General features: G+C 57.9%; 24 protein-coding genes. 15 read left to right on the forward strand and 9 right to left on the reverse strand.

The features are described from left to right. The first annotated feature begins 116 nt into the window (after nt 1–116). From H4J77_RS07750 to H4J77_RS07770, 5 genes are read left to right on the forward strand one after another with little or no spacing between them, the layout of a single operon-like run. Nucleotides 117–917: a hydroxymethylpyrimidine/phosphomethylpyrimidine kinase gene (locus tag H4J77_RS07750; RefSeq protein ID WP_123887713.1), complete on the forward strand. Its 801-nt coding sequence runs from the start codon at nt 117–119 to the stop codon at nt 915–917. Further along, nucleotides 914–1,543, forward strand: coding sequence for a thiamine phosphate synthase (gene thiE / locus H4J77_RS07755; RefSeq protein ID WP_123887712.1), 630 nt, complete (start codon nt 914–916; stop codon nt 1,541–1,543). Before H4J77_RS07750 ends, thiE begins: the two co-directional genes overlap by 4 nt. Before the next feature lie 11 nt (nt 1,544–1,554). Continuing rightward, on the forward strand, nt 1,555–2,841 hold the full coding sequence (gene hemL, locus H4J77_RS07760) for a glutamate-1-semialdehyde 2,1-aminomutase (protein ID WP_123887711.1): 1,287 nt from the start codon (nt 1,555–1,557) through the stop codon (nt 2,839–2,841). Then, nucleotides 2,838–3,497 carry a hypothetical protein gene (locus tag H4J77_RS07765; RefSeq protein WP_123887710.1) on the forward strand — a complete coding sequence of 220 codons (660 nt, stop codon included), beginning with the start codon at nt 2,838–2,840 and terminating at the stop codon, nt 3,495–3,497. Before hemL ends, H4J77_RS07765 begins: the two co-directional genes overlap by 4 nt. A gap of 7 nt (nt 3,498–3,504) precedes the next feature. Then, the gene (locus H4J77_RS07770) at nt 3,505–4,110 is read left to right on the forward strand and encodes a tetratricopeptide repeat protein (RefSeq protein ID WP_123887709.1); all 606 of its coding nucleotides are present in this window, start codon (nt 3,505–3,507) and stop codon (nt 4,108–4,110) included. 626 nt (nt 4,111–4,736) lie between these two features. On the opposite strand, the gene H4J77_RS07775 is transcribed toward H4J77_RS07770, so the two are convergent. Then, nucleotides 4,737–5,072, reverse strand: coding sequence for a DUF1820 family protein (locus tag H4J77_RS07775; RefSeq protein WP_123887708.1), 336 nt, complete (start codon nt 5,070–5,072; stop codon nt 4,737–4,739). 151 nt (nt 5,073–5,223) lie between these two features. On the opposite strand from H4J77_RS07775, the gene miaB reads away from it, so the two are divergent. The 5 genes from miaB (at nt 5,224) to lnt (ending at nt 10,585) form a co-directional block, all read left to right on the forward strand. Then, nucleotides 5,224–6,564: a tRNA (N6-isopentenyl adenosine(37)-C2)-methylthiotransferase MiaB gene (gene miaB / locus H4J77_RS07780; protein WP_123887707.1), complete on the forward strand. Its 1,341-nt coding sequence runs from the start codon at nt 5,224–5,226 to the stop codon at nt 6,562–6,564. Between the two features lie 144 nt (nt 6,565–6,708). Next, complete coding sequence (locus H4J77_RS07785; protein WP_123887706.1) at nt 6,709–7,737, forward strand: PhoH family protein; 1,029 nt, start codon at nt 6,709–6,711, stop codon at nt 7,735–7,737. Beyond that, nucleotides 7,727–8,185: an rRNA maturation RNase YbeY gene (gene ybeY, locus H4J77_RS07790; RefSeq protein WP_123887981.1), complete on the forward strand. Its 459-nt coding sequence runs from the start codon at nt 7,727–7,729 to the stop codon at nt 8,183–8,185. Before H4J77_RS07785 ends, ybeY begins: the two co-directional genes overlap by 11 nt. Before the next feature lie 6 nt (nt 8,186–8,191). Beyond that, complete coding sequence (locus H4J77_RS07795) at nt 8,192–9,031, forward strand: HlyC/CorC family transporter (protein WP_123887705.1); 840 nt, start codon at nt 8,192–8,194, stop codon at nt 9,029–9,031. A 39-nt stretch (nt 9,032–9,070) separates the two neighbouring features. Further along, the gene (gene lnt / locus H4J77_RS07800; RefSeq protein WP_372237830.1) at nt 9,071–10,585 is read left to right on the forward strand and encodes an apolipoprotein N-acyltransferase; all 1,515 of its coding nucleotides are present in this window, start codon (nt 9,071–9,073) and stop codon (nt 10,583–10,585) included. Here the strand turns inward: lnt and H4J77_RS07805 are convergent. Beyond that, complete coding sequence (locus H4J77_RS07805; protein WP_123887703.1) at nt 10,535–10,807, reverse strand: hypothetical protein; 273 nt, start codon at nt 10,805–10,807, stop codon at nt 10,535–10,537. The two genes, lnt and H4J77_RS07805, sit on opposite strands and share 51 nt — an antisense overlap. Nucleotides 10,808–11,012: 205 nt before the next feature. Between H4J77_RS07805 and leuS the strand changes: the two genes are divergently transcribed. Genes leuS through holA form a run of 3 tightly spaced genes read left to right on the forward strand, consistent with a single transcriptional unit; the run spans nt 11,013 to nt 15,228 of the window. Next, a complete protein-coding gene (gene leuS / locus H4J77_RS07810) occupies nt 11,013–13,622 on the forward strand; it encodes a leucine--tRNA ligase (protein ID WP_123887702.1) in 2,610 nt (869 codons plus the stop codon). A gap of 21 nt (nt 13,623–13,643) precedes the next feature. Further along, nucleotides 13,644–14,192, forward strand: a complete 549-nt coding sequence (gene lptE, locus H4J77_RS07815) for an LPS assembly lipoprotein LptE (RefSeq protein ID WP_158611215.1) — start codon at nt 13,644–13,646, stop codon at nt 14,190–14,192. Nucleotides 14,193–14,199: 7 nt separating this feature from the next. Next, nucleotides 14,200–15,228, forward strand: coding sequence for a DNA polymerase III subunit delta (holA, locus tag H4J77_RS07820; RefSeq protein WP_123887700.1), 1,029 nt, complete (start codon nt 14,200–14,202; stop codon nt 15,226–15,228). Between the two features lie 29 nt (nt 15,229–15,257). Here the strand turns inward: holA and H4J77_RS07825 are convergent, their stop codons facing one another. Next, complete coding sequence (locus H4J77_RS07825) at nt 15,258–16,121, reverse strand: universal stress protein (RefSeq protein WP_123887699.1); 864 nt, start codon at nt 16,119–16,121, stop codon at nt 15,258–15,260. Between the two features lie 36 nt (nt 16,122–16,157). After that, the gene (locus H4J77_RS07830) at nt 16,158–17,786 is read right to left on the reverse strand and encodes a SulP family inorganic anion transporter (protein ID WP_372237824.1); all 1,629 of its coding nucleotides are present in this window, start codon (nt 17,784–17,786) and stop codon (nt 16,158–16,160) included. A gap of 375 nt (nt 17,787–18,161) precedes the next feature. Between H4J77_RS07830 and H4J77_RS07835 the strand changes: the two genes are divergently transcribed. Together H4J77_RS07835 and lipA are read left to right on the forward strand one after the other, a co-directional pair. Next, nucleotides 18,162–19,457, forward strand: coding sequence for a lytic murein transglycosylase (locus H4J77_RS07835; protein ID WP_123887698.1), 1,296 nt, complete (start codon nt 18,162–18,164; stop codon nt 19,455–19,457). A gap of 137 nt (nt 19,458–19,594) precedes the next feature. Then, entirely contained in the window at nt 19,595–20,644 is a 1,050-nt protein-coding gene (gene lipA, locus H4J77_RS07840; RefSeq protein ID WP_123887697.1) for a lipoyl synthase, read from the forward strand. Here lipA and lipB read toward each other — a convergent pair whose 3' ends face one another. From lipB to mltB, 5 genes are read right to left on the reverse strand one after another with little or no spacing between them, the layout of a single operon-like run. Next, complete coding sequence (gene lipB / locus H4J77_RS07845; protein WP_177412282.1) at nt 20,645–21,277, reverse strand: lipoyl(octanoyl) transferase LipB; 633 nt, start codon at nt 21,275–21,277, stop codon at nt 20,645–20,647. Continuing rightward, entirely contained in the window at nt 21,277–21,555 is a 279-nt protein-coding gene (locus H4J77_RS07850) for a YbeD family protein (protein ID WP_123887696.1), read from the reverse strand. The genes lipB and H4J77_RS07850 overlap by 1 nt, the downstream gene beginning before the upstream one ends. A gap of 17 nt (nt 21,556–21,572) precedes the next feature. After that, the gene (locus H4J77_RS07855) at nt 21,573–22,778 is read right to left on the reverse strand and encodes a D-alanyl-D-alanine carboxypeptidase family protein (RefSeq protein WP_123887695.1); all 1,206 of its coding nucleotides are present in this window, start codon (nt 22,776–22,778) and stop codon (nt 21,573–21,575) included. A gap of 46 nt (nt 22,779–22,824) precedes the next feature. After that, nucleotides 22,825–23,763 carry a septal ring lytic transglycosylase RlpA family protein gene (locus H4J77_RS07860; protein ID WP_123887694.1) on the reverse strand — a complete coding sequence of 313 codons (939 nt, stop codon included), beginning with the start codon at nt 23,761–23,763 and terminating at the stop codon, nt 22,825–22,827. After that, nucleotides 23,760–24,782, reverse strand: a complete 1,023-nt coding sequence (gene mltB, locus H4J77_RS07865; protein WP_372237825.1) for a lytic murein transglycosylase B — start codon at nt 24,780–24,782, stop codon at nt 23,760–23,762. The genes H4J77_RS07860 and mltB overlap by 4 nt, the downstream gene beginning before the upstream one ends. Nucleotides 24,783–24,785 lie beyond the last annotated feature (3 nt).

The following is a 24,785-nucleotide window of genomic DNA, read 5'->3' on the forward strand; positions in this document are numbered from 1 at the left end:
CCGCTGCCCGACAGCGGTCTGAGATGATAAGCTAGCGCACTGTTTCGCAGGGCTTGTGCCGCACGCATGCCGCAAGCCCTGCCCAATGCATAGCCAACGAGTTGGAATCCAGATAGATGCCACAACCCAATCCCTTCAAGCCGGTCGTTCTCTGCCTGTCCGGCCATGACCCGAGCGGCGGCGCCGGCTTGCAGGCTGACATCGAAGCGCTGCTGGCCCAAGGCTGTCACGCTGCGCCAGCCGTGACCGCACTCACGGTGCAAAACACCGTCGATGTCACAGACTTCCGCGTGCTTGATCGCGAATGGGTACTGGCCCAAGCCCATGCCGTACTCAGCGACATGCCCGTCTCTGCCGTCAAGCTGGGGATGCTGGGGAGTGTCGGCATGGTCGATACCATTATCGAGATCATGCAGGCCAACCCGGGCTTGCCTTTGGTCTGCGACCCGGTACTACGCGCCGGTGGCGGCGGATCACTGGGTAAAGAGGATGTCGGTTTTGCCATGCGTGAACGCCTGCTGCCGCTCGCCTTGATCGCTACCCCGAATCTGCCCGAAGCACGCATTCTCGCTGAGCTGCCTACAGGCAGCGCCGATGAGTGCGCAGCCAAACTGCTGCCCTACTGCCAGAACCTGCTGATCACCGGTGGCCATGGCGACGAAGCCGACATTCACAACCGTTTGTACTGCAAGGACGGCAGCCAACACGACTTTACCTGCGCGCGCCTGCCCGGCAGCTATCATGGCTCCGGCTGCACACTAGCCAGTGCCCTGAGTGGCCGCTTGGCTCTCGGCGAAGATCTGGTCAGCGCTGTCAGGTCAGCGCTCGACTACACCTGGCGCACCCTGCGCGACGCCGAAAAACCGGGCCACGGCCAATACGTGCCGCGCCGCCTGCCGTTGGACTTCTGCTCGTGAGCCAACGCGGCCTGTATGCCATTACTGACAGCGCACTGCTGGCCAATGGCAAGCTGCTGCCTTTTGTCGAAGCCGCGCTACAAGGCGGTGCTCGCTGGTTGCAATACCGTGATAAATCAGGTGATCGGGGCCGCCGGCTGGACGAAGCCAGCCAGCTGGCGCAAGTGTGCAAGCGCTATGACTGCCAATTGATAATCAACGATGACCTGGCGCTGGCCAGCCGCCTTGGCGTTGGTTTGCACCTGGGTCAGGAAGATGGCTCACTGCATGAAGCACGTCAGCAGCTTGGTTCGCAGGCGTTGATTGGCGCCACCTGTCACGCCAGCCTTGAGCTAGCCGACCAGGCCGTCAACGCAGGCGCCAGCTATATTGCCTTTGGCCGCTTCTTTCAGTCGGTCACCAAACCCGGCGCCCCAGCAGCCACACCCGTACTGCTGCAGCAGGCGCGCCAACGCTTCACCCTGCCGATCATTGCTATCGGCGGCATCACCCTGCACAACGCGCCGCAACTACTCGGCGCCGGCGCCGACTACCTGGCCGTGATCAACGGCCTGTTCGGCGCTTCTGATGCTGGCGCCGTGCAACAGCGTGCCAGCAATTTCAGCCAACTCATTAATGCCTGTTGAGAGAGTTCACCATGTCTCAGTCCCGTTCCGAATCCCTGTTTGCCAGCGCCCAGAAACACATCCCAGGCGGCGTCAACTCGCCGGTGCGCGCCTTTAAAAGCGTCGGCGGTACGCCGCTGTTTTTCAAGCACGCCGAAGGTGCCTACGTTACTGACGAAGACGACAAGCGCTACGTTGACTATGTCGGCTCCTGGGGCCCGATGATTCTGGGCCACAGCCATCCGGACGTCCTGGATGCCGTGCGCAATCAGTTACAGCATGGTCTGTCCTATGGCGCGCCAACAGCGATGGAAACCGAAATGGCCGATCTGGTCTGCGCGCTGGTGCCCTCCATGGATATGGTGCGCATGGTCAGCTCCGGTACCGAAGCCACCATGAGCGCCATCCGGCTGGCGCGGGGCTACACCGGCCGCGATAGCATCATCAAGTTTGAGGGCTGCTACCACGGCCACTCCGACAGCCTGCTGGTCAAGGCTGGGTCCGGCGCACTGACCCAAGGCGTGCCCAATTCCGCCGGTGTACCCGCCGCTTTTGCCAAGCACACGCTCACCCTGCCCTTCAACAACATCGACGCAGTGCGCGAAACCCTGGCCGAGGTCGGTAAAGATGTCGCCTGCATCATTGTTGAGCCCGTAGCAGGCAATATGAACTGTGTGCCGCCAGCGCCGGGCTTCCTGCAAGGTCTGCGCGACGCCTGTGACGAGCACGGCGTAGTGCTGATTTTTGATGAAGTAATGACCGGCTTCCGGGTGGCCCTTGGCGGCGCGCAGGCGCTCTACGGCGTTAAACCGGACCTGACTACTTTCGGCAAGATTATCGGCGGCGGCATGCCGGTCGGCTGCTTCGGCGGCAAACGCGAAGTGATGGAACAGATCGCGCCGCTCGGTCCGGTTTATCAGGCTGGCACTCTGTCCGGCAACCCACTGGCCATGGCGGCGGGTCTGACTACGCTCAAACTGATCAGCCGCGACGGCTTCCACGATGAGCTGACCGATTACACCAGCCGCCTGCTGGCTGGTTTGCAACAACGGGCTGACGCCGCTGGCGTGCCCTTCGTCACGACCCAGGCCGGTGGTATGTTTGGTCTGTACTTTTCTGACGCAGACAAGATCGTTACCTTCGATGACGTTATGACCAGCGACGGTGAACGCTTCAAGCGGTTCTTCCACCTGATGCTGGACGGTGGCGTGTATTTGGCGCCCAGCGCTTTCGAGGCCGGATTTACTTCCATCGCCCATGGCGATGCCGAGCTGCAGCTCACCCTGGACGCGGCCGAGAAGGCCTTCGCCGCCTTATGATGAGTTTGCTATACGGGCTGCTGAGCGCAGCCCTGCTAGGGCTCAGCCTATGGTTATGGCAACGCCGCAACAGGTTGCACGAGAACGCTCGCGGCGCTGTCACCGCGTCTTTGCTGGCGCTGCTGTTACCGGCTGCCAGCAGTCTGCTGCTGACTCTGGACAGCCTGGCGCTGGGTGAAACTGTTACCCATATCCAAAGGATTCTCGGTCTGGCCGCGCAAAGCATCAGCTTGCCACTGCTGGGCCTGACCGCCTTCTACCTGGCGTTTGGCCTGCGTTGGCAGCCCGCAAACTGGGGGCGCATCCTGCTCGGCCTGATGGCCGCTTTTGAGCTGACCCGTCGCATGGATATGCAACACGGCTATCAATGGAGCATCAGCCTGATCGGCCTGACTCTGCTGATACTTGCCTGCATGCTGATATTACGCCGTGATCTGCGGCCAGTATTAGCCGGCATTATCGCCACAATCGGCATTCTTGCCCCGTTATTTAGCCCCGGCGCGGCGGCACTGGCTGGCCTCCTCGACAGTTCGGCACTGGCGCTGTGGTTATTCCCCGCGCTACTAGGTGCAGGACTGACTGTTGGCCTGCTCAGCGAACAGGCGCACAATAGCGCTAATCGAAGTGCCAAAGAACCGACTGCCGAGAGGATCTGAAAACACCATGCACCGCCTGCTGCCAAGGCTCACACTGATCGGTTTATTGCTCGCGCCCGCCATCCAGGCCAATGCAGAGACTGACAATACACTACTGATCAGCGCCAACGATCGCTGCGCCTTCGAGCGCGTGAACAACGACAGCCTGCAGCTGGCGATCGATACCTGTATCAGTGCGGCAGACAAGGGCGACATGAAGGCGCAATACGAACTGGGCCAACTCTACTTCAGTGGCGAGCGCGTGGAGCAGAACTACGAGACTGCCCTGCAATGGCTGGAACAAGCCTCTATTCAAGGCGAACCCCGCGCGCAATACCGCCTCGGCATGATGCACTTCAAGGGTGAAGGGGTGCAGCGCAACCTGCCGCAGGCTTACGTCATTCTGAAAATGGCGTCCATTAACGGCCATGACGCCGCCATGGACAGTGCCGACCTGGTCGCACTGCAGATGAATCAGCAGGAAATGAGTGCCGCCACCCATGTACTGGGTACGCTGTTTCGGGATTATCTGGCGCAGATTCGGGAAGAGCAGTTGAGTGGGACGCTCAAGACGGAAGAGCCTCAGTTGCGGCCTGAGTCTAATGCGGAAGAGATTGAGGAATTGTTGGAGTAGTCTTCGCCGCCTTGTTTAGGCTTGGCATAACGTCCAACGAAACTCGCTCATGATGCTTGAAGCTGGTGTTTTAACTCACTTACGTTTTCGCCTTTAGGCGAGCCAAGGGGGCATGTTTGCCCATGCCCCCTTAGCGATCCCCCAGGGCACCCAGCTGCGCGGCCCTGCGGGTACGCTGCGTTGCTCGCCCGCTCAGATGGGATTAGATAGTACGTGCAGTCACAGGCCTTTTGCGCAAGAGGTCAGGCCAGACAATCAAACTCAAAAATCACGCGGTGGCTCGCCATAAATCCCCGTTCCAAGCTGTCGAGTAACGCAGGGGTTGAGCGATTGAGCCGAGGAATGTTGGGGGCGCCTAGCCTGAGCGAAGCGAGTTCCGCAGGCGCGCTCAACACCGCGTAACGCAGAGAAGCCGCAGGCTAGCTTGGTTGGGTGGATTTCTTTTGGTTATCTTTTCTTTGGCCATTCAAAGAAAAGTAACTCGCCGGAAAAAGGCGAAAGGCATGCTCACCAACAGCAGGAAAAGTAGCTAAACCCGAAAGTCGCGTGAGCTTTTTTACGTTACTGGGCTTGCAGAAAGCCCAATCTGGACCGTATCCATCCTGTGGAGCTAGCGCCCAGCCTGGTCAGCTATCCGACCGCGGCGGCATCGGAAAATGCATCACATTGCTACCACTATCACCCTTGGCCTCACTGATCTTGGCCGTGCCCACGCGCTCAACTTCGTCGATACGAATGATCGAGTGCACTGGAATAAAGCTGCGCTTGACGCCATCAAACTGATTTTTTAGCTTTTCTTCGCCCGGATCGACCACCAGTTGCGAGCGCTCACCGAAGATCAACTCTTCGATCTCCATGAAGCCCCACAGCTCGCTCTGAAAAATCTGCTGTGCGTAGAGTTCAAACACCTGTCCCTGGTTGTTGAAGATAATCCGAAAGACCGGCTGACTTTCTTTACTCATAGCGGGATGACCAAAACCTTTAAAAAACCGTGGACGCCACGGCAGCTGCCGTTTAGCGGGCGCGCATCATAGCACAGCGCGGGGCATAACAAAGGCCCTCGCTTGTGTGTATAATCGCCCCTTTTCTCAAGCGATGCTCAGCACATATCCCATGGCCAAGAAACTCTTTATCCAGACCCACGGTTGCCAAATGAACGAGTACGACAGTTCTCGTATGGTAGACCTGCTCGGTGAGCACCAGGCAATGGAGCTGACCGACCGCGCAGAAGACGCAGATGTCATTCTGCTCAACACCTGTTCGATCCGCGAGAAGGCACAGGAAAAGGTGTTTTCCCAACTCGGTCGTTGGCGCCCACTGAAAGAAAAGAACCCCGATTTGATTATCGGCGTCGGTGGTTGCGTGGCCAGTCAGGAAGGCGATGCGATCCGCAGCCGTGCCTCCTACGTTGACGTGGTCTTTGGCCCGCAGACGTTGCACCGCTTGCCAGAAATGATTGACGCCGCGCGCACCACGCACAAGCCGCAGGTGGATATCAGCTTCCCCGAGATCGAAAAGTTCGATCGCCTGCCAGAACCGCGCGTTGATGGCCCCACCGCCTTTGTTTCCATCATGGAAGGTTGCAGCAAGTACTGCAGCTTCTGCGTGGTGCCCTACACCCGTGGTGAAGAAGTCAGTCGGCCCTTTGATGATGTATTGGCTGAGGTAATCCACCTGGCCGAAAATGGCGTGCGTGAAGTCACCCTGCTGGGCCAGAACGTGAACGGCTTTCGCGGCGTGACCCATGACGGCAGCGTGGCCGACCTCGCCGATCTGATTCGCGTTGTTGCCGCGATTGATGGCATTGATCGCATTCGCTACACCACCTCGCACCCACTGGAATTCTCCGACAGCCTGATCCAGGCCCATGCCGAAGTGCCAGAGCTGGTGAAATACCTGCACCTGCCAGTGCAATCGGGCTCTGACCGGGTATTGGCCGGCATGAAGCGCAACCACACCGCACTGGAATACAAGTCGCGGATTCGCAAGCTGAAAGCCGCCGTACCGGACATCATTCTCAGCTCCGATTTTATTATCGGCTTCCCTGGCGAAACCGATCGTGACTTCGAGCAGACGATGAAATTGGTAGAGGATGTAGGCTTCGATTTCTCGTATTCCTTTATCTACAGCTCGCGCCCGGGGACACCGGCTGCCGACCTGCCGGACAATACGCCGGATGAGGTCAAGAAGCAGCGACTGCAGATTTTGCAGAACCGCCTCAACCAGCAGGGCTTCGAGAACAGCCGCCGCATGGCTGGCACCACCCAGCGCATTCTGGTGACCGACTACTCGAAAAAAGACCCTGGCATGCTGCAGGGCCGCACCGAGCACAACCGCATCGTCAATTTCCGCAGCAACAACCCGCAACTGATCGGGCAGTTTGTTGACGTGCTTATCGACGAAGCCTTGCCCCACTCCCTGCGCGGCACTCTGATCAGCGAGACGCTGCATTAACGCGATCTGCTCGCCAAGCAATAGTGATATGCCAATGTCTGATGGCTGGCTTGCGACCATCAGACATTGGCAGTGCTTTGCAGGCTCCAAATTGCGCGCTATTCTGTCGTTTCTTCCAAGCCACCTGGCGACCTACGGACTATTTTGAACGCACCTCTACATATTCATCGTTTTAGCATCGAACCCGTCGATCCTCGGCGCTTTGCCGCCCTCTGCGGCCAGTTCGACGACAATCTCCACCTGATCGAGCAGCGCCTCGGCATTGAGGTGCGCAATCGCGGCAATCACTTCGAGCTGATTGGCGAGGAAGCCATCACCCGCTCCGCCGAAGCCGTGCTGCGCCAGCTGTACCGTGAAACCCGTGACAGCAAGGACCTGAGCCCAGATACAGTGCATCTTTTTTTGCAGGAGTCTGGCCTTGAAAGCCTGAGCGAAGCCCTCAACCAGAGCGGTGACGGCAAGCCGGTCATTCTGCGTACGCGCCGCATGACCATTCAGCCGCGTGGTCCGAACCAGCAAAGCTATGTGCGCTCGATCCTGGAACACGACATCAACTTTGGTGTTGGCCCGGCGGGTACCGGCAAGACGTATCTCGCGGTAGCCTGCGCGGTAGATGCGCTTGAGCGCGAGCAGATCAGCCGCATCCTGCTGGTACGCCCGGCAGTAGAAGCTGGCGAGAAGCTTGGCTTTTTGCCCGGTGACCTGGCGCAAAAAATCGATCCCTACCTGCGCCCCCTTTACGACGCGCTCTACGAAATGCTTGGCTTTGAACAGGTCACTAAGCTAATCGAGAAGCAGGTCATCGAAGTCGCGCCACTGGCTTATATGCGTGGCCGCACACTGAACAACAGCTTCATCATTCTTGATGAGAGCCAGAACACGACGCTCGAGCAAATGAAGATGTTCCTGACGCGCATCGGCTTTGGCTCTACCGCCGTCATCACCGGCGACATCACCCAGGTAGACCTGCCACGCGGCACCAAGTCGGGGCTCGCCCATGTTATTCAGGTACTGAAAGACGTACCCGGCATCGGCTTCACCCACTTCCTGTCCAAAGATGTAGTGCGCCACCCACTGGTACAGCGCATTGTGGAAGCCTACGATCGCTTTGAAGTACTGCAGGAAATCGAGCGCGAAGAACGCAAGAATGAGCAGCGCAAAAATGAGCATTGAGCTGGATATTCAACGCGCTTCTGAGGCGCCAGAGCAACCAGACGACGACAGCTTTTTACGCTGGGTCGGGCTGGCGCTGGGTGCTGGTACCGACCGTGAACTAACCATTCGCCTGGTCGATGAAGACGAAGGCCGCAGCCTCAATCACACCTATCGCGGCAAGGATTACGCCACCAACGTACTCTCCTTTCCGGCTGACCTGCCCCCCGAACTTGACCTGCCACTACTCGGCGATCTGGTCGTTTGCGCCCCGGTGGTTGCCCGCGAGGCAACTGAACAGGGCAAACCGCTGAACGCCCACTGGGCGCATATGGTCATACATGGCTGCTTGCATTTACTCGGCTATGACCATATTGACGACACCGAGGCAGATGAAATGGAAACCCTGGAACGCGAACTGCTGGCACAGCTGAGCATAGCCGACCCCTATCTAGACGATAATGAGTAAGGATCAATGAGCGAAGACCGATCGACTAATGGACAGAAGTCCTGGCTGGACAAGCTGGTCCAGGCTTTTGTCCATGAACCCAAGAACCGCCAGGAACTGCTAGAGCTACTGCGCGAGGCGCACGCTAACGAAGTCCTGGATATTGAGGCCCTGTCGATTATCGAAGGCGCCCTGCAGGTTAGCGACATGCAGGTACGGGATATCATGATCCCGCGCTCCCAGATGACCACCATCAAAGCCACCCAAACCCCGCGCGAGTTTCTGCCGGAAGTCATCGAAGCCGCTCACTCGCGCTTCCCTGTCATCGGCGAGAGCATTGACGACGTGCTGGGCATATTGCTCGCCAAGGATCTTCTGCCGCTGTTGCTCGAAGATAATATGGAGCGGTTCAATATCAAGGACATCCTGCGCCCGGCCACCTTTGTACCAGAGTCCAAGCGCCTGAATGTGCTACTCAAGGAATTTCGCGCCACGCGTAACCACATGGCCGTGGTGATCGATGAATACGGCGGCGTCTCAGGACTAGTGACCATTGAAGACGTGCTTGAACAGATCGTTGGTGATATTGAAGACGAGCATGACGTCGATGAGGACAGTCAAATCAAACCACTGCCCAGCGGCGACTATCTGGTCAAGGGTCTGACTCCCATCGAAGAGTTTAACGAGCACTTTGACACCAGCTTCCCGGATGAAGAATTCGACACCGTCGGCGGCCTGGTCATGAATGCCTTTGGCCATTTACCCAAGCGCAACGAAGTGGTGGAGCTGGACGGTTTCCGTGTGCGCGTACTCAACGCAGACAGCCGCCGCGTGCATCTGCTTCGCGTCACACTGGTCAATACCTAAAGTTACCTAAGGAACGGCATGCATCTGCCAACCGCTCTGCTGAACCGACTGCGCGGCCCCGGCCTGGTCGGCCATGTGATAGCCATGCTGGCCGGCGCGCTCAGTACGCTGTCGTTTGCGCCCTACCATCTTTGGCCGCTGGGCATGCTCTCCGTTGCCTTGCTGTATCAGGGGCTATGTCAGGTCGACAGCAAGCAGGCAGCAGTGCGTGGCGGCGCCTGGGGCCTTGGCCTATTTGCCTCCGGTGTTTCCTGGATCTACATCAGCATTCACCTGCATGGCAACGCCTCGCCGCTGTTGGCTGGCGTGCTGACCGGCGGACTCGAGCTGATTCTGTCGCTATTCTTCGCGCTGATGGCGTGGGTCTGGGTACGATTTTTTCGCAGTCACGGACCCTGGTTTGGCAGCCTGAGCTTTGCTGCTATCTGGGTCGCGCAAGAAATCTTCCGCAGCTGGTTTTTGACCGGCTTTCCCTGGCTGTACCACGGCTATGCGCACACCCAAACCTGGCTTAATGGTTGGGCTCCGGTCGGCGGAGTTTGGCTGGTTGGCGGTATCTCCGTGTTTATCGCCTGCCTACTCAGCGAGTGGCAGCTGCTGCGCCGTCCAAAGCAAGCGCTGGCGGCCCTGTTATTGGTCGCTGCATTCTGGTGTGGCGGCTACGCTCTCCAGCAGGTGAACTGGACCCAGTCCAAAGGCGACCCGCTGACGGTCAATCTGGTGCAGGCCAATATAGAGCAAGCGCTGAAGTGGGACCCCGACTACATAACCCACACCCTGTCACTCTACCGTGATCTTACTTACGCACAGCCAGCCACGGACCTGGTCGTCTGGCCAGAGACCGCCGTGCCGGTACTGCAGAGTCAGGGCCAGTATTTTGTTGATGGTATCGCGGCCAATCTCGCCAAACGCGGCAGTACCTTGATTACCGGCATTCCGGTAGACGATATGCAGCCCGCTGGGATGAAAATCTACAACGGCATCATGGTCGGCGGCAGCGAACCGCAAAGTGAGTACCTGAAACAAAAACTGGTGCCCTTTGGTGAGTTCGTTCCCATGGAAGAGCTACTGCGCGGTCTGATCGACTTTTTTAATCTGCCCATGTCGAGCTTCAGCCGTGGTCCGGCGGACCAGGGCCCGCTGCTGGCGGCCGGTTACCGCCTCGCACCGTTGATCTGCTACGAAGCGGTCTATCCCGACTTTGCCGCCAGGCAGGCGGCGCAAAGTGACCTGCTGATCACCATCAGTAACGACAGCTGGTTTGGCAGCTCAATTGGCCCGCTACAACACCTGCAGATGGCCCAGATGCGCGCGATCGAGAGCCAACGCTGGATGATCCGAGCGACCAATAACGGCGTCACCGCTCTGATCGATGAACAGGGACGGATTCGTCAACGTATAGCTCAATTTCAGCAAGAAGTACTACTGGGGGAAGTACAACCGATGCAGGGCCTGACGCCCTACCTCCGTTGGCAGAGCGCCCCTCTGATGGCACTTGTCGTACTAGTGTTGCTGGTTATCGGGTTGCGCCGCAGGCGGCAAAACACCCGGTAAGGGCACATAGGCATCCAGCGACAAGAGTATTTGCCACAACACCTTTAGATCCTCCTGACTTAGCCCGCGCAGCTCCAGCTCGGCTATACAGTCGCCACTATACCCGGCAAGCCATTGACGGGTATGCGCTACATCCAGCGCCTGATCCAGGCGACGCAGAATGCGACTGTAGGAACAGTCCTGCTCTCGCCTAGCTACTGCGTCAGGCGTTCTCCAACTCATGCCTTACCCTCCTCAATGGTGGTCGCACTGCCCTCTCATCGCCTCCTCCCTGAGTCGCGCTGATAAGCATGTCCCTCTGATGATAGACCCGCATCGCCGCGCGCAAAGTGCTCGGCGACGAATGGCATATGACTACCTGTGCCAAGCCTGGTGGTGTATCCTGCCCCATTAACTTTTCTCAACTACGAGTCTTCAGACCCACGCCATGCAAGAACAGTATTCACCGAGTGATATAGAAGCCGCCGCACAGACAGATTGGGAGAACGCAGACGCGTTTAAGGTCACTGAAACGCCCGACCAGGAAACGTTCTACTGTCTGTCCATGTTCCCCTACCCCAGCGGTAAGCTGCACATGGGGCACGTGCGTAACTACACCATCGGTGATGTGATTGCGCGTTATCAGCGCATGCAGGGCAAGAATGTGCTGCAACCAATGGGTTGGGATGCCTTTGGTATGCCTGCGGAAAACGCGGCCATGAACAACAAGGTTGCCCCAGCCGAGTGGACCTACTCCAATATTGACTACATGCGCACCCAGCTCAAAAGTCTGGGCCTGGCCATCGATTGGTCGCGCGAAGTCACAACTTGCAAGCCAGACTACTACCGTTGGGAGCAGTGGCTGTTTACCAAGCTGTTCGAAAAAGGCGTGATCTATCGCAAGAACGGCACGGTAAACTGGGACCCGGTAGACCAAACAGTACTGGCCAACGAGCAGGTTATCGACGGCAAAGGCTGGCGCTCAGGCGCCTTGATCGAAAAACGCGAAATCCCCATGTACTACTTCGCGATCACCGATTACGCGGAAGAACTGCTCAGCTCACTGGATGATCTGCCTGGCTGGCCTGAGCAGGTCAAGACGATGCAGCGCAACTGGATCGGCAAATCGGTCGGCATGGAAGTGCACTTCCCTTACGATACCGACAGCATCGGTCAAGACGGCAAACTGAAAGTCTTCACCACGCGCCCCGACACCCTGATGGGCGCGACCTATGTCGCGGTCGCGGCCGAACACCCGCTAGCCACCCTGGCGGCCAAAAGCGATAAGCGCTTGCAAACCTTTATTGATGAGTGCAAACGCGGCGGCGTCGCCGAAGCCGACATCGCCACTCAAGAAAAGAAAGGCCTGCCGACCCCCTTGTTCGTCAAGCATCCACTGACTGGCGCCAAAATGCCCGTTTGGGTCGCCAACTACGTGCTGATGACCTACGGCGAAGGCGCGGTGATGGCCGTACCGGCGCACGACGAACGTGATTTCGAGTTTGCCACCAAGTTTGACCTGCCAATCAAGCCGGTTGTACGCACTTCTGCCGGCGACTCCACGCCAGCGCCCTGGCAGGACGCTTACGGCGAGAAAGGCGAGCTGATTAACTCGGAAGAGTTCGACGGCCTGGACTTTGCCAGCGCCTTCACCGCCATTGGTGATGTACTGGAGCAGAACGATTTGGGCGCGCCACGCACCCAGTTCCGACTGCGCGACTGGGGCATCAGCCGCCAGCGTTATTGGGGCTGTCCGATCCCGATCATCCATTGCGATGCCTGCGGTGACGTGCCGGTACCCGAAGATCAGCTGCCGGTCGTACTGCCCGAAAACGTGGTACCTGACGGCTCGGGTTCGCCGCTAGCCAAAATGGCTGATTTTTATGATTGCAGTTGCCCCAAGTGCGGCGCTGCGGCCAAGCGCGAAACCGATACCATGGACACTTTCGTAGAAAGCTCCTGGTACTTTGCCCGCTACGCCTCGCCTAACTATGATCAAGGTATGGTTGACCCCAAAGCCGCCAACCACTGGCTGCCCGTTGACCAATACATTGGTGGAATCGAGCACGCCATTCTGCACCTGTTGTACGCGCGCTTCTTTACCAAGCTGATGCGCGACGAAGGCTTGATTGAGGCCAGTGAGCCTTTCAAGAACCTGCTGACCCAAGGCATGGTGATCGCAGAAACTTATTACCGCCTTGAGGCCAATGGCAGCAAAAGCTGGTTCAATCCCGCTGACGTGATAGTTGAGCGCGATGCCAAGGGCAAGATTCTCGCTGCCAAGCTGGAAAGCGATGGCCTGCCGGTTGTAGTCGGCGGCATCGAAAAGATGTCCAAATCAAAGAACAATGGCGTGGACCCGCAGGCGATGATTGAGCAATACGGCGCCGATACCTGCCGCTTGTTCATGATGTTTGCTTCACCGCCGGATATGAGCCTGGAATGGTCCGACTCAGGGGTCGAGGGTGCTTTCCGCTTCCTGCGCCGCGTCTGGCGTCTGAATCACGCGCACGCTAACAATGGTGGTCCGGCAGGCAAGCCAGACCTGAACGCCCTCAGCGATGCACAGAAAAACGTTCGCCGGGCTATCCATCTGGCAATCAGGCAAGCCAGCCAGGATATTGGTCAACACCACAAGTTCAATACCGCCATCGCGGCGGTCATGACGCTAATGAATGTGTTGGAAAAAGCGCCACAGGAGACCGCGCAAGATCGTGCCCTGCTGCAAGAAGGTCTGGAAACAGTCGCACTGCTGCTGGCCCCTATTGCGCCGCACATCTGCCACAGCCTCTGGCAGGCACTGGGTCACAACGATGCTGTCATCGACGCACGCTGGCCGCAGCTGGATGAAAACGCGCTGACGCAGGATACGCTGCAGCTGGTCATTCAGGTGAACGGCAAACTGCGCGGCCATATCGATGTCGCTGCCGATACCAGCCGTGACGCCATTGAGGCGGCGGCAAGAGATAATGAGAACGTGCAACGCTTTACCGAAGGCCTGACCATCCGCAAGGTGATCGTGGTACCGGGTAAACTAGTCAATATTGTCGCCAACTGAATTATGCAACGGAGAGCCAAGATGTCCCTGAACACACCTCGTCTGCTGTTGAGCAGCGCCCTGCTCGGCGCGGCTCTGCTCGTCTCCGGCTGCGGCTTTCAGCTGCGCGGAACCGGCGTCGACAACGTCGAACTGAGTGAACTCGACGTGTCCGCCAGTAACCGCTACGGGCAGACCTATCAGCAAGTACTGGACGCGCTTGAGATTGACGGTGTACAGGTCACCTCGACCGCACCTTATAAGTTACAGCTGCTGGATGAGTCTGTCGGCCGCCGCGCCCTCAGCTACACCAGCCGGGCGACGCCTGCCGAGTACGAGCTGACCAGCGACTTGACCTTTGTGATCTCCGACCGCCAGGGCCGTGCTCTGATTGGCCCGGAAACCCTGGACACGCGACGCACTTACGTCAACGACAAGGACAACATCATCGGCACCAGCGAAGAAGAGAGCCTGCTGCGTCGCGAGATGCGCGGCGACCTGACACGGCAGCTGCTGTTTCGTCTGTCGAGTCTGACCGAAAGTGAGCTGTCTGCGCGCGAGCAGACCCTAGACCAACAGCAGGCACGCTGAGCCTCTTATGAAGCTGAACGCGGCGCAACTGCCACGCCAGCTGAAGGAAGGCCTGGCGCCAGTCTACGTCGTCAGCGGCGATGATCCGCTGCTGACCAGCGAGTCTGAGGACCTTATCCGCAAGGCATGCCGCGACGCAGGTAGCGAAGAACGCCAGGTATTCCACGTTGATCGCAGCTTCGACTGGTCTCAGCTCTACGAGGCCAGCCACAGCCTGTCTCTGTTCGCCCAGCAACGCATGCTGGAGCTACGCATTCCTGGTGGCAAGCCGGGCGATCAGGGTGCCAAGGCATTGCTAGGCTACTTGGAGCAGCCGCCAGCAGACACTACCCTGCTCGTTAGCCTGCCAAAACTGGATGGTACAACGCTGCGCAGCAAGTGGGCCAAGACGCTGGTCGAGCATGCGGACACCCGTTTTGTCCAAGTGTGGCCGATAGAAGCCCATCAGCTACCCAGCTGGATGCGCGACCGCCTCGCCGCCGCTGGCATCCAGGCCAGCCCGCAGGCTTTAGAGCTTTTGTCTGCGCGGGTGGAGGGCAACCTGCTCGCCGCCGCTCAGGAAATCGAAAAGCTTAAACTTTTCTGTGCCAGCGGCGAGCTGGATCTCGACACCGTGCAGCAGGTGGTTGCCGACAGCGCTCGCTTTGATGTTTTCAACCTGTCTGATGCCATGTTGCTGGGCCAGCCACAACAGGCTGTTCGGATTCTGCAGGGTCTGCGGGGCGAAGGCGTTGAGGCGCCTGTGGTGCTCTGGGCTCTGACCCGTGAATTACGCACACTCGCCAACATGGCGCAGGAAAGCGCAAGAGGCATTCCGCTGGAGAAGGTGTTTTCCAGCCAGCGACCGCCTATCTGGGATAAACGCAAACCGGTAATGAAAAGCGCACTGGATCGCCATCCAGCCGGCGCCTGGGAGCAGTGGCTGGGTGCAGCGCAAACCGTTGATGAACAGATCAAGGGGCAGGCTCAAGGCTCGCCCTGGGACGGCCTGGCGCGCATTCTGGTAGAAGCGGCAGGCGTACGCCTCAGTCTTTGAGACTTCAGCACCTGCTAATCAGCAACAACTCAGCGCAGCAACAACAACGGACACTGGGTATTGCGCAGCATGCCGGTTGTGGTACTGCCCACCAGGAACTGCCGAATACGTGAGTGGCCGTAGGCGCCCATCACGATCAGGTCGATACTCTCTTCGCGCTGATAAGCCAGCAGCGCAGCCTCAACCTCACCCGTACGCACCGCAGTGGTAACACTGAACCCTGCTTGCTGCAGACGTTGCTGTGCGGCGCCCAAGCTGGCCCAGGCCTCTTCGCTATCGCCACTGACCATCAACAGGTGAATTGGCAGCCCGGCAAAGAGTGGGCTGTCCGCCAGCATTTCCAGACCCTTGCGGGTGCTGGGGCTGTTGTCATAAGCCAGTAACAGATTGCGCGGCGCCGTGAACTCGCCCGTGGTGACCAGGATGGGACGATGCAGAGTACGTATCACGCTCTCCAGATGGCTACCCACGTGGCGTGCCAGAGAGTCACTTACCTCGCCCTGACGCCCCATCACCAGCAGCCGGATATCGCTTTCCAGCTCGCGCAGCGTATCGACCAACTCGCCGTGACGCTGACGCGTCAAAGGTGCTTCAACACCGTCGGCACGTACGCGCTGAGCTGCTGCTTCGAGCATGGTTTTACCTTGCTCACGCAGCAGCCGCCCACGCTTTTCATCCAGCTCGGCCAATTCAACCAGCAGATGCTCACGACTACCCAAGCCAATGTTGCCGGACAGGTCCGCATGGGCTGGCGACTGACTGTGATCCAATACATGCAGTAGCTCAAGCGGTGCTTGCAAACGCTGACTGGCCCAGGCCGCGTAGTCGCACACGGCAACCGCAGCGCCGGAGCCATCAATGCAGGCCACTACCTTGGCTTCGCTTTCGCTCATCTGCTGCTCTCCTTGTTGCTGTCGGGTTAGTTAGGCTCAGTGATCCATCAGTCGGTCAACGGCATCGGGTTTGTCATGCACACCAAAGCGATCAACGATGGTCGCACTGGCCTCATTCAAACCTATTACTTCCACCTCGCTGCCTTCGCGGCGGAACTTCATTACCACCTTATCCAACGCTCCCACAGCAGTAATATCCCAGAAATGTGCGCGGCTAAGATCAATCACCACCTTATCAAGCACCTCTTTGAAATCAAAGCTGTCGCTGAACTTGTCTGCGGAGCTGAAAAACACCTGCCCGACCACCTGATAACGCCGCTCGGTGCCGTCGGTATTGGCCTCACTGGTGATATACAAGAAGTGGCCAATCTTATTGGCAAAGAACAGCGAAGCCAGCAGCACGCCAGCCAACACCCCGTAGGCCAGGTTATGCGTGACAACCACCACCAGCACTGTGGTGACCATGACGATATTGGTCGACAGCGGGTGCTTGCGCAGATTACGCAGCGAGTCCCAGCTGAAGGTACCGATGGAAACCATGATCATCACAGCAACCAGTGCAGCCATGGGAATCTGGCCAACCCAGTCGCTGGCGAATACCACCATCAGCAATAAAACCACACCTGCGACAAAGCACGACAAACGCGTACGCCCGCCAGACTTCACGTTAATTACCGACTGACCGATCATAGCGCAACCCGCCATACCGCCGAGCAGGCCCGAGCCGATGTTGGCAATCCCCTGCCCCTTGCACTCCCGGTTCTTGTCACTGCTGGTATCGGTCAGATCATCAACGATGGTCGCGGTCATCATGGATTCGAGCAGGCCGACCACGGCCATGGCAGCGGAATAAGGCAAGATTATCAGGAGCGTATCCAGATTCAGGGGTACATCTGGCCAGAGGAAGATCGGCAGGGTATCCGGCAGCTCACCCATATCTCCAACGCTGCGAACATCCAGCCCTAAACACATGGCAACGCCCGTCAGCAGCACAATGCATATCAGCGGCGAAGGAATGACTATATTTCGGCTCCAGCGCGCGGTTACCGTAGCCAGAATGATACCTATCAAAACGACCCCGTAACCCGCCCGCACATCTATGCTACCGATCACCAGTGCGAAACCAATAATCAAGCCATAAAGGCCAACACCTGGAAAAGTGTACTTGCCCAACCAGGGCAGACCGTAAATCAGGCCAAGACCCGCTGCGGTCAAGGCATATACATGCCAGGTAACATTGGTCAACTCTGGCAACTGCGCCATAAAAATCAAGATAGCCAAGGCGTTAACAAAACCGGTTACGACTGAACGCGAGACAAAACGCATTAGCGAGCCAAGGCGTAAATAACCAGCGCCTATCTGCAGCACCCCACAGAGAATGGAGGCAGCGAGCAGATACTCCAAGCCATGATCCCGCACCAGGGTGACCATCAAGAGCGCCATAGCGCCTGTTGCGGCCGAGATCATGCCAGGCCGGCCACCGGTAAAGGAAATCACTACAGCGATACAGAATGAGGCGTACAGGCCGACCTTGGGGTCAACCCCGGCAATAATGGAGAACGCGATAGCTTCAGGAATAAGTGCCAGCGCTACCACTAAACCTGAGAGCAGGTCACCACGCACATTGGAAAACCACTGTTGGCGAATGGATTCGATCAGAGTCATAAATTATTTCTGCCGGTTCGATATAGCTGATTGACTGCCCAGCAAGGGCGATGGCGCCCTGATAGACACGCACTCTTTGCAAGGCTGCTGCATAAGGTGTTGATGCGCGGACGCCGCACGCAAACAACGAACACCACTGAAAAGAGGGCTAAGGTGGCGTAACGCCGCTTGGGCAAAACATAGCTTGTCCGTCATTCAGTCTGGGAGTAGAAGGCCGCGAACTTTAGCACAGCGTCGCCATGCGGACCACCGCACAACCCCGCCACACGTTATCGCGTAGCGCTGGCAGGAACCTTCCAACGTCAGTATCCTCCAAAGCAAACACCCGTACCTTGGCGCCAGACCCGGTGCCAGACCGCTTTCAGGAATGACTACATGCGCCATCCATCCCAACGCCGCGCCGGCATATACTTAATCGCCTGCGCCAGCCTGTTCAGCGTCACCGCCTGCGCCGACACCCCGATCAAAGCCCAGATTGAGACGAGCCAGGCCGCCGCCCAGCCAAACAGCAGTGTAATGGTAGACCCCGTTGTCATTCCGCGTAGCTTTGCCGACTGGCGCGCCGACTTTCGTGTCGAGGCATTGGCGCAGGGAATCGATCCGCAACTCTTCGACCGTGCCTTCGCTGGTGTCACCCCCGACCCTGATGTGATCAAAGCAGACCAGAGCCAGCCTGAGTTTTCGCGGCCGGTTTGGGCTTACCTGGACAGCGCACTATCGAGCCAGCGAGTTGCTACCGGACAGCGTAAACTTGGCGAGCAGCGCGCCCAGTTGGCGCGTATTGAGCAGCGCTATGGCGTAGACCGCCATATCCTGGCGGCCATCTGGGGCCTGGAAAGTAACTTCGGGCAAAATATGGGTAACCGCCAGGTCATTCGCTCCCTGGCTACACTGGCGCATGAAGGACGGCGACCTACCTTCGCCCACGATCAACTGCTCGGCGCCATGGATATCCTGCAGCACCGTGACATTGAGCCCGAACGCATGCTCGGCTCCTGGGCAGGCGCAATGGGCCAAACCCAATTCATCCCGACCACCTACAACCAATATGCCGTTGATTTCGATGGCGACGGCCGTCGTGACATCTGGTTTAGTGCCACCGACGCCCTGGCATCGGCCGCGCATTACCTGCAACAGTCCGGCTGGCAAAGCGGGCAGCCCTGGGGGCAGGAAGTCAAACTACCCGATGGTTTCGACTACGCTCTGGCCGACAGCAGCATCCGCAAACCCATGCAACAATGGGCTGAGCTGGGTATCACTGACGCCAAGGGCGCGCCATTGGCGCCCGGCTTGAACGAGCAAAGCGCCGCCCTGCTGTTGCCCGCTGGCCATCGCGGACCCGCCTTTCTGGTCATGAACAACTTCCGCACCATCATGCGCTACAACAACTCATCCAGTTACGCCCTGGCTATCGGCCTGCTGTCGGAGCGCTTTCAGGGCGGCGGCAAGGTCGTCGGCAGTTGGCCAACCTCCGATCGCCCGCTATCACGCAGCGAACGTACCGAGCTGCAGACGCTGTTGACACAACAGGGCTTCGAGCCGGGCGGCATTGATGGCATCATAGGTGCCAACACGCGTGCTGCCATCCGTCGAGTTCAGCAGCAACTGAGCTGGCCTGCGGACGGCTACCCGACACCGGAGTTGCTGGAGCAGTTGAAGCGCAGACAGTAAGGCATACGCGCAAAGCACCGGCCAGCACTGGTCGGTGCACGCGACAGGTTCTGTGATAAACTTTGCCGTGGCCACAAGCCGACCCGTGCCCAGCACATTCCCCCGTGGAGCCGCTACCCGCAGGAGCCCTGATTCCGATGTCCGACAGTCCGCAGAAAACCGTTTCCAGTGGCGAGAAGTTTCGTAATGCCCAAGGCATTCCGGCCATCAAGGACGGCCAAAAACGCCGCAACTCCAGCGAACCAAAAGTGTTTAGTCCCAAGCCCAAATGGCTCAGGGTCAAAGCGCCCAGTGGTGACCGCTTTGAAGCGGTAAAGCGTAATGTTGGCGAACATCGCCTGAGTACCGTATGCCAGGAGTCGCACTGCCCTAATATGGGCGAGTGCTGGTCAAACGGCACAGCCACTATCATGGTCATGGGTTCGGTGTGCACAAGGGCCTGTCGCTTCTGTGCGGTGGACACAGGTAACCCGAACGGCTGGCTCGACCAGGAAGAGCCGGAAAACACGGCCAAATCGGTTGAGCTCATGGCGCTACGCTATATAGTGCTTACCTCGGTTGATCGCGATGATCTCGAAGATGGCGGCGCGGCCCACTACGCCGCCTGCGTCAGCGCCATCAAGCAGCGCACTCCGCATGTAGTGGTAGAGGCGCTGACACCGGACTTTGATGGTGACCTTTCAGCGATCGAACGGGTGGTTGATTCCGGCCTGCAGGTTTTTGCGCAGAATGTTGAGACGGTCAAGCGGCTGACCCATGAGGTTCGCGATCCGCGCGCTGGTTATGAGAAAACGCTCAACGTCTTGGCACATGCCAAGCGCCACCGTCCCGACGTGCTGACCAAAACCAGTCTCATGCTCGGGCTGGGTGAAACCGATGAGGAAGTGCTGCAGACCTTCGATGACCTGCGAGCCATCGGCGTGGATATCGTAACCCTGGGACAATACCTGCAACCTACGCGCAATCATTTATCGGTTCAGCGCTGGGTTAGTCCTGAGGAATTCAACCGCTTCCGCGATCTGGGATTGGAAAAAGGCTTTATGGAAGTAGCATCTGGGCCGCTAGTCCGCTCCAGCTACCGAGCCGACCGGGTGTTTGAAAAGAACAATCTGGGACTGGCCGCCCCTGTGGCGGTGCCAGGCCAGGATATTGATCAAAGCCTGATCCCTGCCCTGAACCTGAATTAATCAAACCAAACTGTAGCCCAGGCGCTCACGCAGCGCCTGAGTTAGCTGCTGCTCGACAGTTTCAAACAACAGCGTGCCCGCAACCAGCTCCCTCATCTGAACCATGCGCAGCCCCGCATAGCCGCAAGGGTTGATTCGCTGGAAAGGCTCCATATCCATATCAACGTTCAAAGCCAGCCCGTGAAACGAGCACCCACGCCGCACTCTTAGTCCCAGAGAGGCAATCTTGTTACCCGCCACATACACACCCGGCGCATCCGGCTTTGGTGCGGCATCCAGATCATACTGGCGTAGCACATCAACCAACGCCTGCTCCATGGCGGTAACCAGATCGCGCACCCCTAAGCCCAAGCGTCTGAGATCCAGCAACAGATAGGCGACCAGCTGGCCAGGCCCATGATAGGTGACCTGGCCTCCCCGCTCGGCCTGAACAACGGGTATGTCGCCTGCCGCCAGTACGTGCTCCGCCTTGCCCGCCTGCCCCTGCGTAAACACAGGAGGATGCTGCAACAGCCATATTTCATCGGGGGTGTTGGCGTTACGCTCATCGGTAAACCGCCGCATGGCATCCAGCGTTGGCTGGTATTCAACCAGCCCCAACGCACGGACGTAAAGCTCAGGGATAGCGCCCATCAAAGCACCATATGCACGCGACCCGTTGCCTTCAATTCCTTGTGCAGGGCGTCCAACTGCTCAGGTCCGGTCGCAGTGATAACAATGCGTAAGGATAGAAAACGCGCGTTTTTACTGTCCTTGATCTCGATGCTGGTGGTATCCACGCCAGGTGCGTGTTTTTCAACCACCGAGCAGATCACTTCGGCAAAATCATCAGCGGCGGCGCCGATTATCTTGATCGGATATTCACAAGGGAACTCAATCTTGGGTGCCCGCGGCTCACTGCTATCGGCCATTAGTTTTCGCTCCCGATTCAGTTAAACAGACCATAAAAGAACAGCCGAACACTGTCCCACAAACGACCTACAAAGCCGGCTTCTGCAACATCAGACAAGGCAACCAAAGGAGCCGAGTGTACGATTTCATCACCCAGCTTAACCTCAACCTGACCCAGCACGTCACCCGCTTTAATCGGCGCCTGAATTGGAGTCTGCATGGTGACGCCCGCTTCCAGCCTATCCAGCTGACCTTTGGGCAAGGTCAACTGCAAACCGTTCTGCAAACCGAGGTCGACCTGTTCTTGTTGCCCTTTCCAGACGCGTGCCGTCGAAATAACCTGACCAGGCTGATAAAACGTCTTGGTCTCAAAGAAACGGAAGCCCCATGTCAGCAGCTTCTGAGTTTCCGCTGCGCGTGCCTGCTCGCTGGTGGTACCCATGACCACAGAAATCAGGCGCATATCCTCGCGCTTGGCAGAAGCCACCAGGCAGTAGCCAGCTTCTTCGGTATGACCGGTTTTCAGGCCGTCAACCGTGCTGTCACGCCAGAGCATCAGGTTACGGTTAGGCTGGCGTATCTCGTTCCAGACGAACTCTTTCTCACCATAAATCTTGTAGTGCTCTTCCGGGTCATCGTCGATGATGGCACGGGCCAGGATCGCAAGGTCACGAGCGGAGGAATAATGTCCCTCGGCCGGCCATCCCGTAGCGTTGACAAAGTGACTATTAGTCATGCCCAGGCGCTTGGCCTGGCCATTCATCATATCGGCGAAAGCGTCTTCACTGCCGGCGATATGCTCGGCCAGCGCGATGCTGGCGTCGTTGCCGGATTGAATGATGATGCCGCGCATCAGGTCAATCACCGGGACCTGGTTGCCCACTTTAATGAACATCTTGGAGCCGCCCATACGCCAAGCTTTCTCACTAACCAGCACCAGGTCATTCTGGCCTATCTGCCCGCGTTTGATTTCCTGGCTGCCGATATAGCTGGTCATCATTTTGGTCAGACTGGCTGGGGGCAGCGCCTCATCGGCGTTGTGCTCGACGAGCACTGCACCGCTGTTGGCATCGATCAGCAGGTAGCTGGACGCGGCTAACTCGGGTGCTGCAGGCACAATGGGCGCCGCTGACTGCGAGTCCAGCGTGGGTGCCGAGTTGAGTGTGGGCGTTTGTGCCAGAGCGCTGACGGAAAGCAATGTAGCGCCGGTGACGAGCAAGGTGGAGATCAGATTTTTCAGCATGTTACTCACAATCAAAGGTGGAGTGCGTTTATTCAAAACAGATTATTCAGTTAACCGTAACCAGCGTAGGCGTGCCCATATTGGCAAGGCGCAGAGCCTCCATAAGGCGTCGAGCTTCGTCCTGACTGGTTACCGGACCAAGGCGTACTCGATGCAAGGTACGCGCATCCTGCTGGAACTCACTGACAAAAACATTGGCGGACACAACGCCCCTCAAACGCTGGCGCAGCTGCTCGGCAGACTGAGGGTTGGAAAAAGCAGCAACCTGGAGATAGTAGCCCGTGTGCCCAAGTTCAACTGGCTCTGGCGGTATAACCTCGGCTGGCTGCGATACTACCACTGCGGGCTGACTGACTGCCGACGGATTCTGCACCAGATAGCTGGGGTTGTTCTGTTGTTGCCAAGCGACCGGATCAATACCCTCAACCAGCACATGAGCAGTACCCTGATCTGCGTAGCCCAGTTTTTTGGCAGCTGCATAGGACAGGTCAATGATGCGATCGGAGTAGAAAGGCCCACGATCATTTACCCGCACAATAATCTTGCGATTATTCGCTAGATTGGTCACTTGCACATAGCTGGGCAGTGGCAGGGTCTTGTGCGCAGCGGTCATGCCATAGAGATCATAGAGCTCGCCATTGGCGGTGTTTTGACCATGAAACTTGGTCCCGTACCAGGAAGCGGTGCCCTCTTCGCGATAGTCACGGCCATCCTGCATAGGATTGTAGTCGCGCCCCAAAACACGATAAGGCGCGGCCTTGTAGCGCCCGGTATGCGGCACGGGTACAGCATCCGGAATCTGGGATACGTCCTGCATATAACTGGGCGGCCCATCATGCACGGTGCGCACTGGACCAGGCATACCGGCGGCCGGCGCTGCACCGCTACCACTAGTGGTATTGGGACCAGAAGAACAGGCGGCTAGAGCCAGCAACGCCGCGCAGCTACAGGTACTGCGAAAAAGGGAGATAAAAGCTGGCTTCATTGCTGCCGGGCCTCACGTAACAAATCGGCTAGTTGGTGTACCACCATGGCATACATCACGCTGCGGTTATAGCGGGTGATAACATACAGGTTGTTAAGACCCAGCCAATACTGCATTTGTTCCCCGGCATCAAACTCGAACGCCATTACCTCTGCGTCCGCATCCAGGGTGACCCGCGGCGTCCAACCAAGTTGTCGCAACTCGCCAACTGTCTTGCGAGCTTCCAGCCCCTGCTCGAGGGTAACGCCCTCGGCAAACTGATCGCCGCTGACATCGGCAGCAATCGCTATATCAGCACCGTGCTCCCAGTTGTGCTGACGGAAGTAGTTGGCAACACTACCAATCGCATCGACCGGGTTGTTCCAAATATCCACGACCCCATCACCATCAAAATCGACAGCAAAAGCCTGGTAACTACTGGGAATAAATTGGCCATAGCCCATGGCACCTGCGTAGGAGCCCTTGAGCGCCAGCGGGTCCATTTGCTGCTCGCGAGTCAGAACCAGATAACTTTCCAACTGACGACGGAAAAAATCAGCGCGCGGGGGATAGTCGAAACCGAGCGTCGTCAATGCATCGATAACGCGATAGGAGCCCATATTGCCGCCATAGGAGGTCTCTACCCCCATGATCGCAAGAATAATTTCAGGCTCGACGCCATACTCCTTCTCGGCGCGGGCCAGGGTATCGGCATGCTCATTCCAGAACGCAACACCCTGCTCGATACGCTTGTCGGTAATAAAGATCGCACGGTATTCATGCCATGGCTTGACCCGCTCCGCGGGGCGGGCGATCGCCTTTAAAATAGCCTCCTGACGAACCGCCTGATCTAGCAGATCCTGCACATGCTGAGCATTAAAACCGTATTCCAACTGCATTTTCTGCACAAAGTCAGGCACACCTGCATGCTCGGCACTGTAATCCTGCGCCAGCGAACCGCTGGCCAACAATGCCGAAACCATCACTGCGCTGACCCGACTAAACCAACGGCAACCACGACCCGCGTTGTTTTTATACATGTT

It is taken from the genome of Pseudomonas sp. 5Ae-yellow (genome assembly GCF_014077575.1).
Lineage (GTDB): Bacteria > Pseudomonadota > Gammaproteobacteria > Pseudomonadales > Pseudomonadaceae > Halopseudomonas > Halopseudomonas neustonica.

Excerpts from the sequence above, each read along its gene's own strand:
- H4J77_RS07750 (WP_123887713.1), top strand. The coding sequence starts at position 117 with ATGCCACAACCCAATCCCTTCAAGCCGGTCGTTCTCTGCCTGTCCGGC.
- H4J77_RS07835 (WP_123887698.1), top strand. The coding sequence starts at position 18,162 with ATGCGCCATCCATCCCAACGCCGCGCCGGCATATACTTAATCGCCTGC.
- lptE (WP_158611215.1), top strand. The coding sequence starts at position 13,644 with ATGTCCCTGAACACACCTCGTCTGCTGTTGAGCAGCGCCCTGCTCGGC.
- lipA (WP_123887697.1), top strand. The coding sequence starts at position 19,595 with ATGTCCGACAGTCCGCAGAAAACCGTTTCCAGTGGCGAGAAGTTTCGT.
- H4J77_RS07805 (WP_123887703.1), bottom strand. The coding sequence starts at position 10,807 with ATGAGTTGGAGAACGCCTGACGCAGTAGCTAGGCGAGAGCAGGACTGT.
- H4J77_RS07825 (WP_123887699.1), bottom strand. The coding sequence starts at position 16,121 with ATGAGCGAAAGCGAAGCCAAGGTAGTGGCCTGCATTGATGGCTCCGGC.
- leuS (WP_123887702.1), top strand. The coding sequence starts at position 11,013 with ATGCAAGAACAGTATTCACCGAGTGATATAGAAGCCGCCGCACAGACA.
- hemL (WP_123887711.1), top strand. The coding sequence starts at position 1,555 with ATGTCTCAGTCCCGTTCCGAATCCCTGTTTGCCAGCGCCCAGAAACAC.
- mltB (WP_372237825.1), bottom strand. The coding sequence starts at position 24,782 with ATGTATAAAAACAACGCGGGTCGTGGTTGCCGTTGGTTTAGTCGGGTC.
- miaB (WP_123887707.1), top strand. The coding sequence starts at position 5,224 with ATGGCCAAGAAACTCTTTATCCAGACCCACGGTTGCCAAATGAACGAG.
- H4J77_RS07830 (WP_372237824.1), bottom strand. The coding sequence starts at position 17,786 with ATGACTCTGATCGAATCCATTCGCCAACAGTGGTTTTCCAATGTGCGT.
- H4J77_RS07850 (WP_123887696.1), bottom strand. The coding sequence starts at position 21,555 with ATGGCCGATAGCAGTGAGCCGCGGGCACCCAAGATTGAGTTCCCTTGT.
- H4J77_RS07855 (WP_123887695.1), bottom strand. The coding sequence starts at position 22,778 with ATGCTGAAAAATCTGATCTCCACCTTGCTCGTCACCGGCGCTACATTG.
- H4J77_RS07775 (WP_123887708.1), bottom strand. The coding sequence starts at position 5,072 with ATGAGTAAAGAAAGTCAGCCGGTCTTTCGGATTATCTTCAACAACCAG.
- ybeY (WP_123887981.1), top strand. The coding sequence starts at position 7,727 with ATGAGCATTGAGCTGGATATTCAACGCGCTTCTGAGGCGCCAGAGCAA.
- lipB (WP_177412282.1), bottom strand. The coding sequence starts at position 21,277 with ATGGGCGCTATCCCTGAGCTTTACGTCCGTGCGTTGGGGCTGGTTGAA.
- holA (WP_123887700.1), top strand. The coding sequence starts at position 14,200 with ATGAAGCTGAACGCGGCGCAACTGCCACGCCAGCTGAAGGAAGGCCTG.
- H4J77_RS07860 (WP_123887694.1), bottom strand. The coding sequence starts at position 23,763 with ATGAAGCCAGCTTTTATCTCCCTTTTTCGCAGTACCTGTAGCTGCGCG.
- H4J77_RS07770 (WP_123887709.1), top strand. The coding sequence starts at position 3,505 with ATGCACCGCCTGCTGCCAAGGCTCACACTGATCGGTTTATTGCTCGCG.
- H4J77_RS07765 (WP_123887710.1), top strand. The coding sequence starts at position 2,838 with ATGATGAGTTTGCTATACGGGCTGCTGAGCGCAGCCCTGCTAGGGCTC.
- H4J77_RS07795 (WP_123887705.1), top strand. The coding sequence starts at position 8,192 with ATGAGCGAAGACCGATCGACTAATGGACAGAAGTCCTGGCTGGACAAG.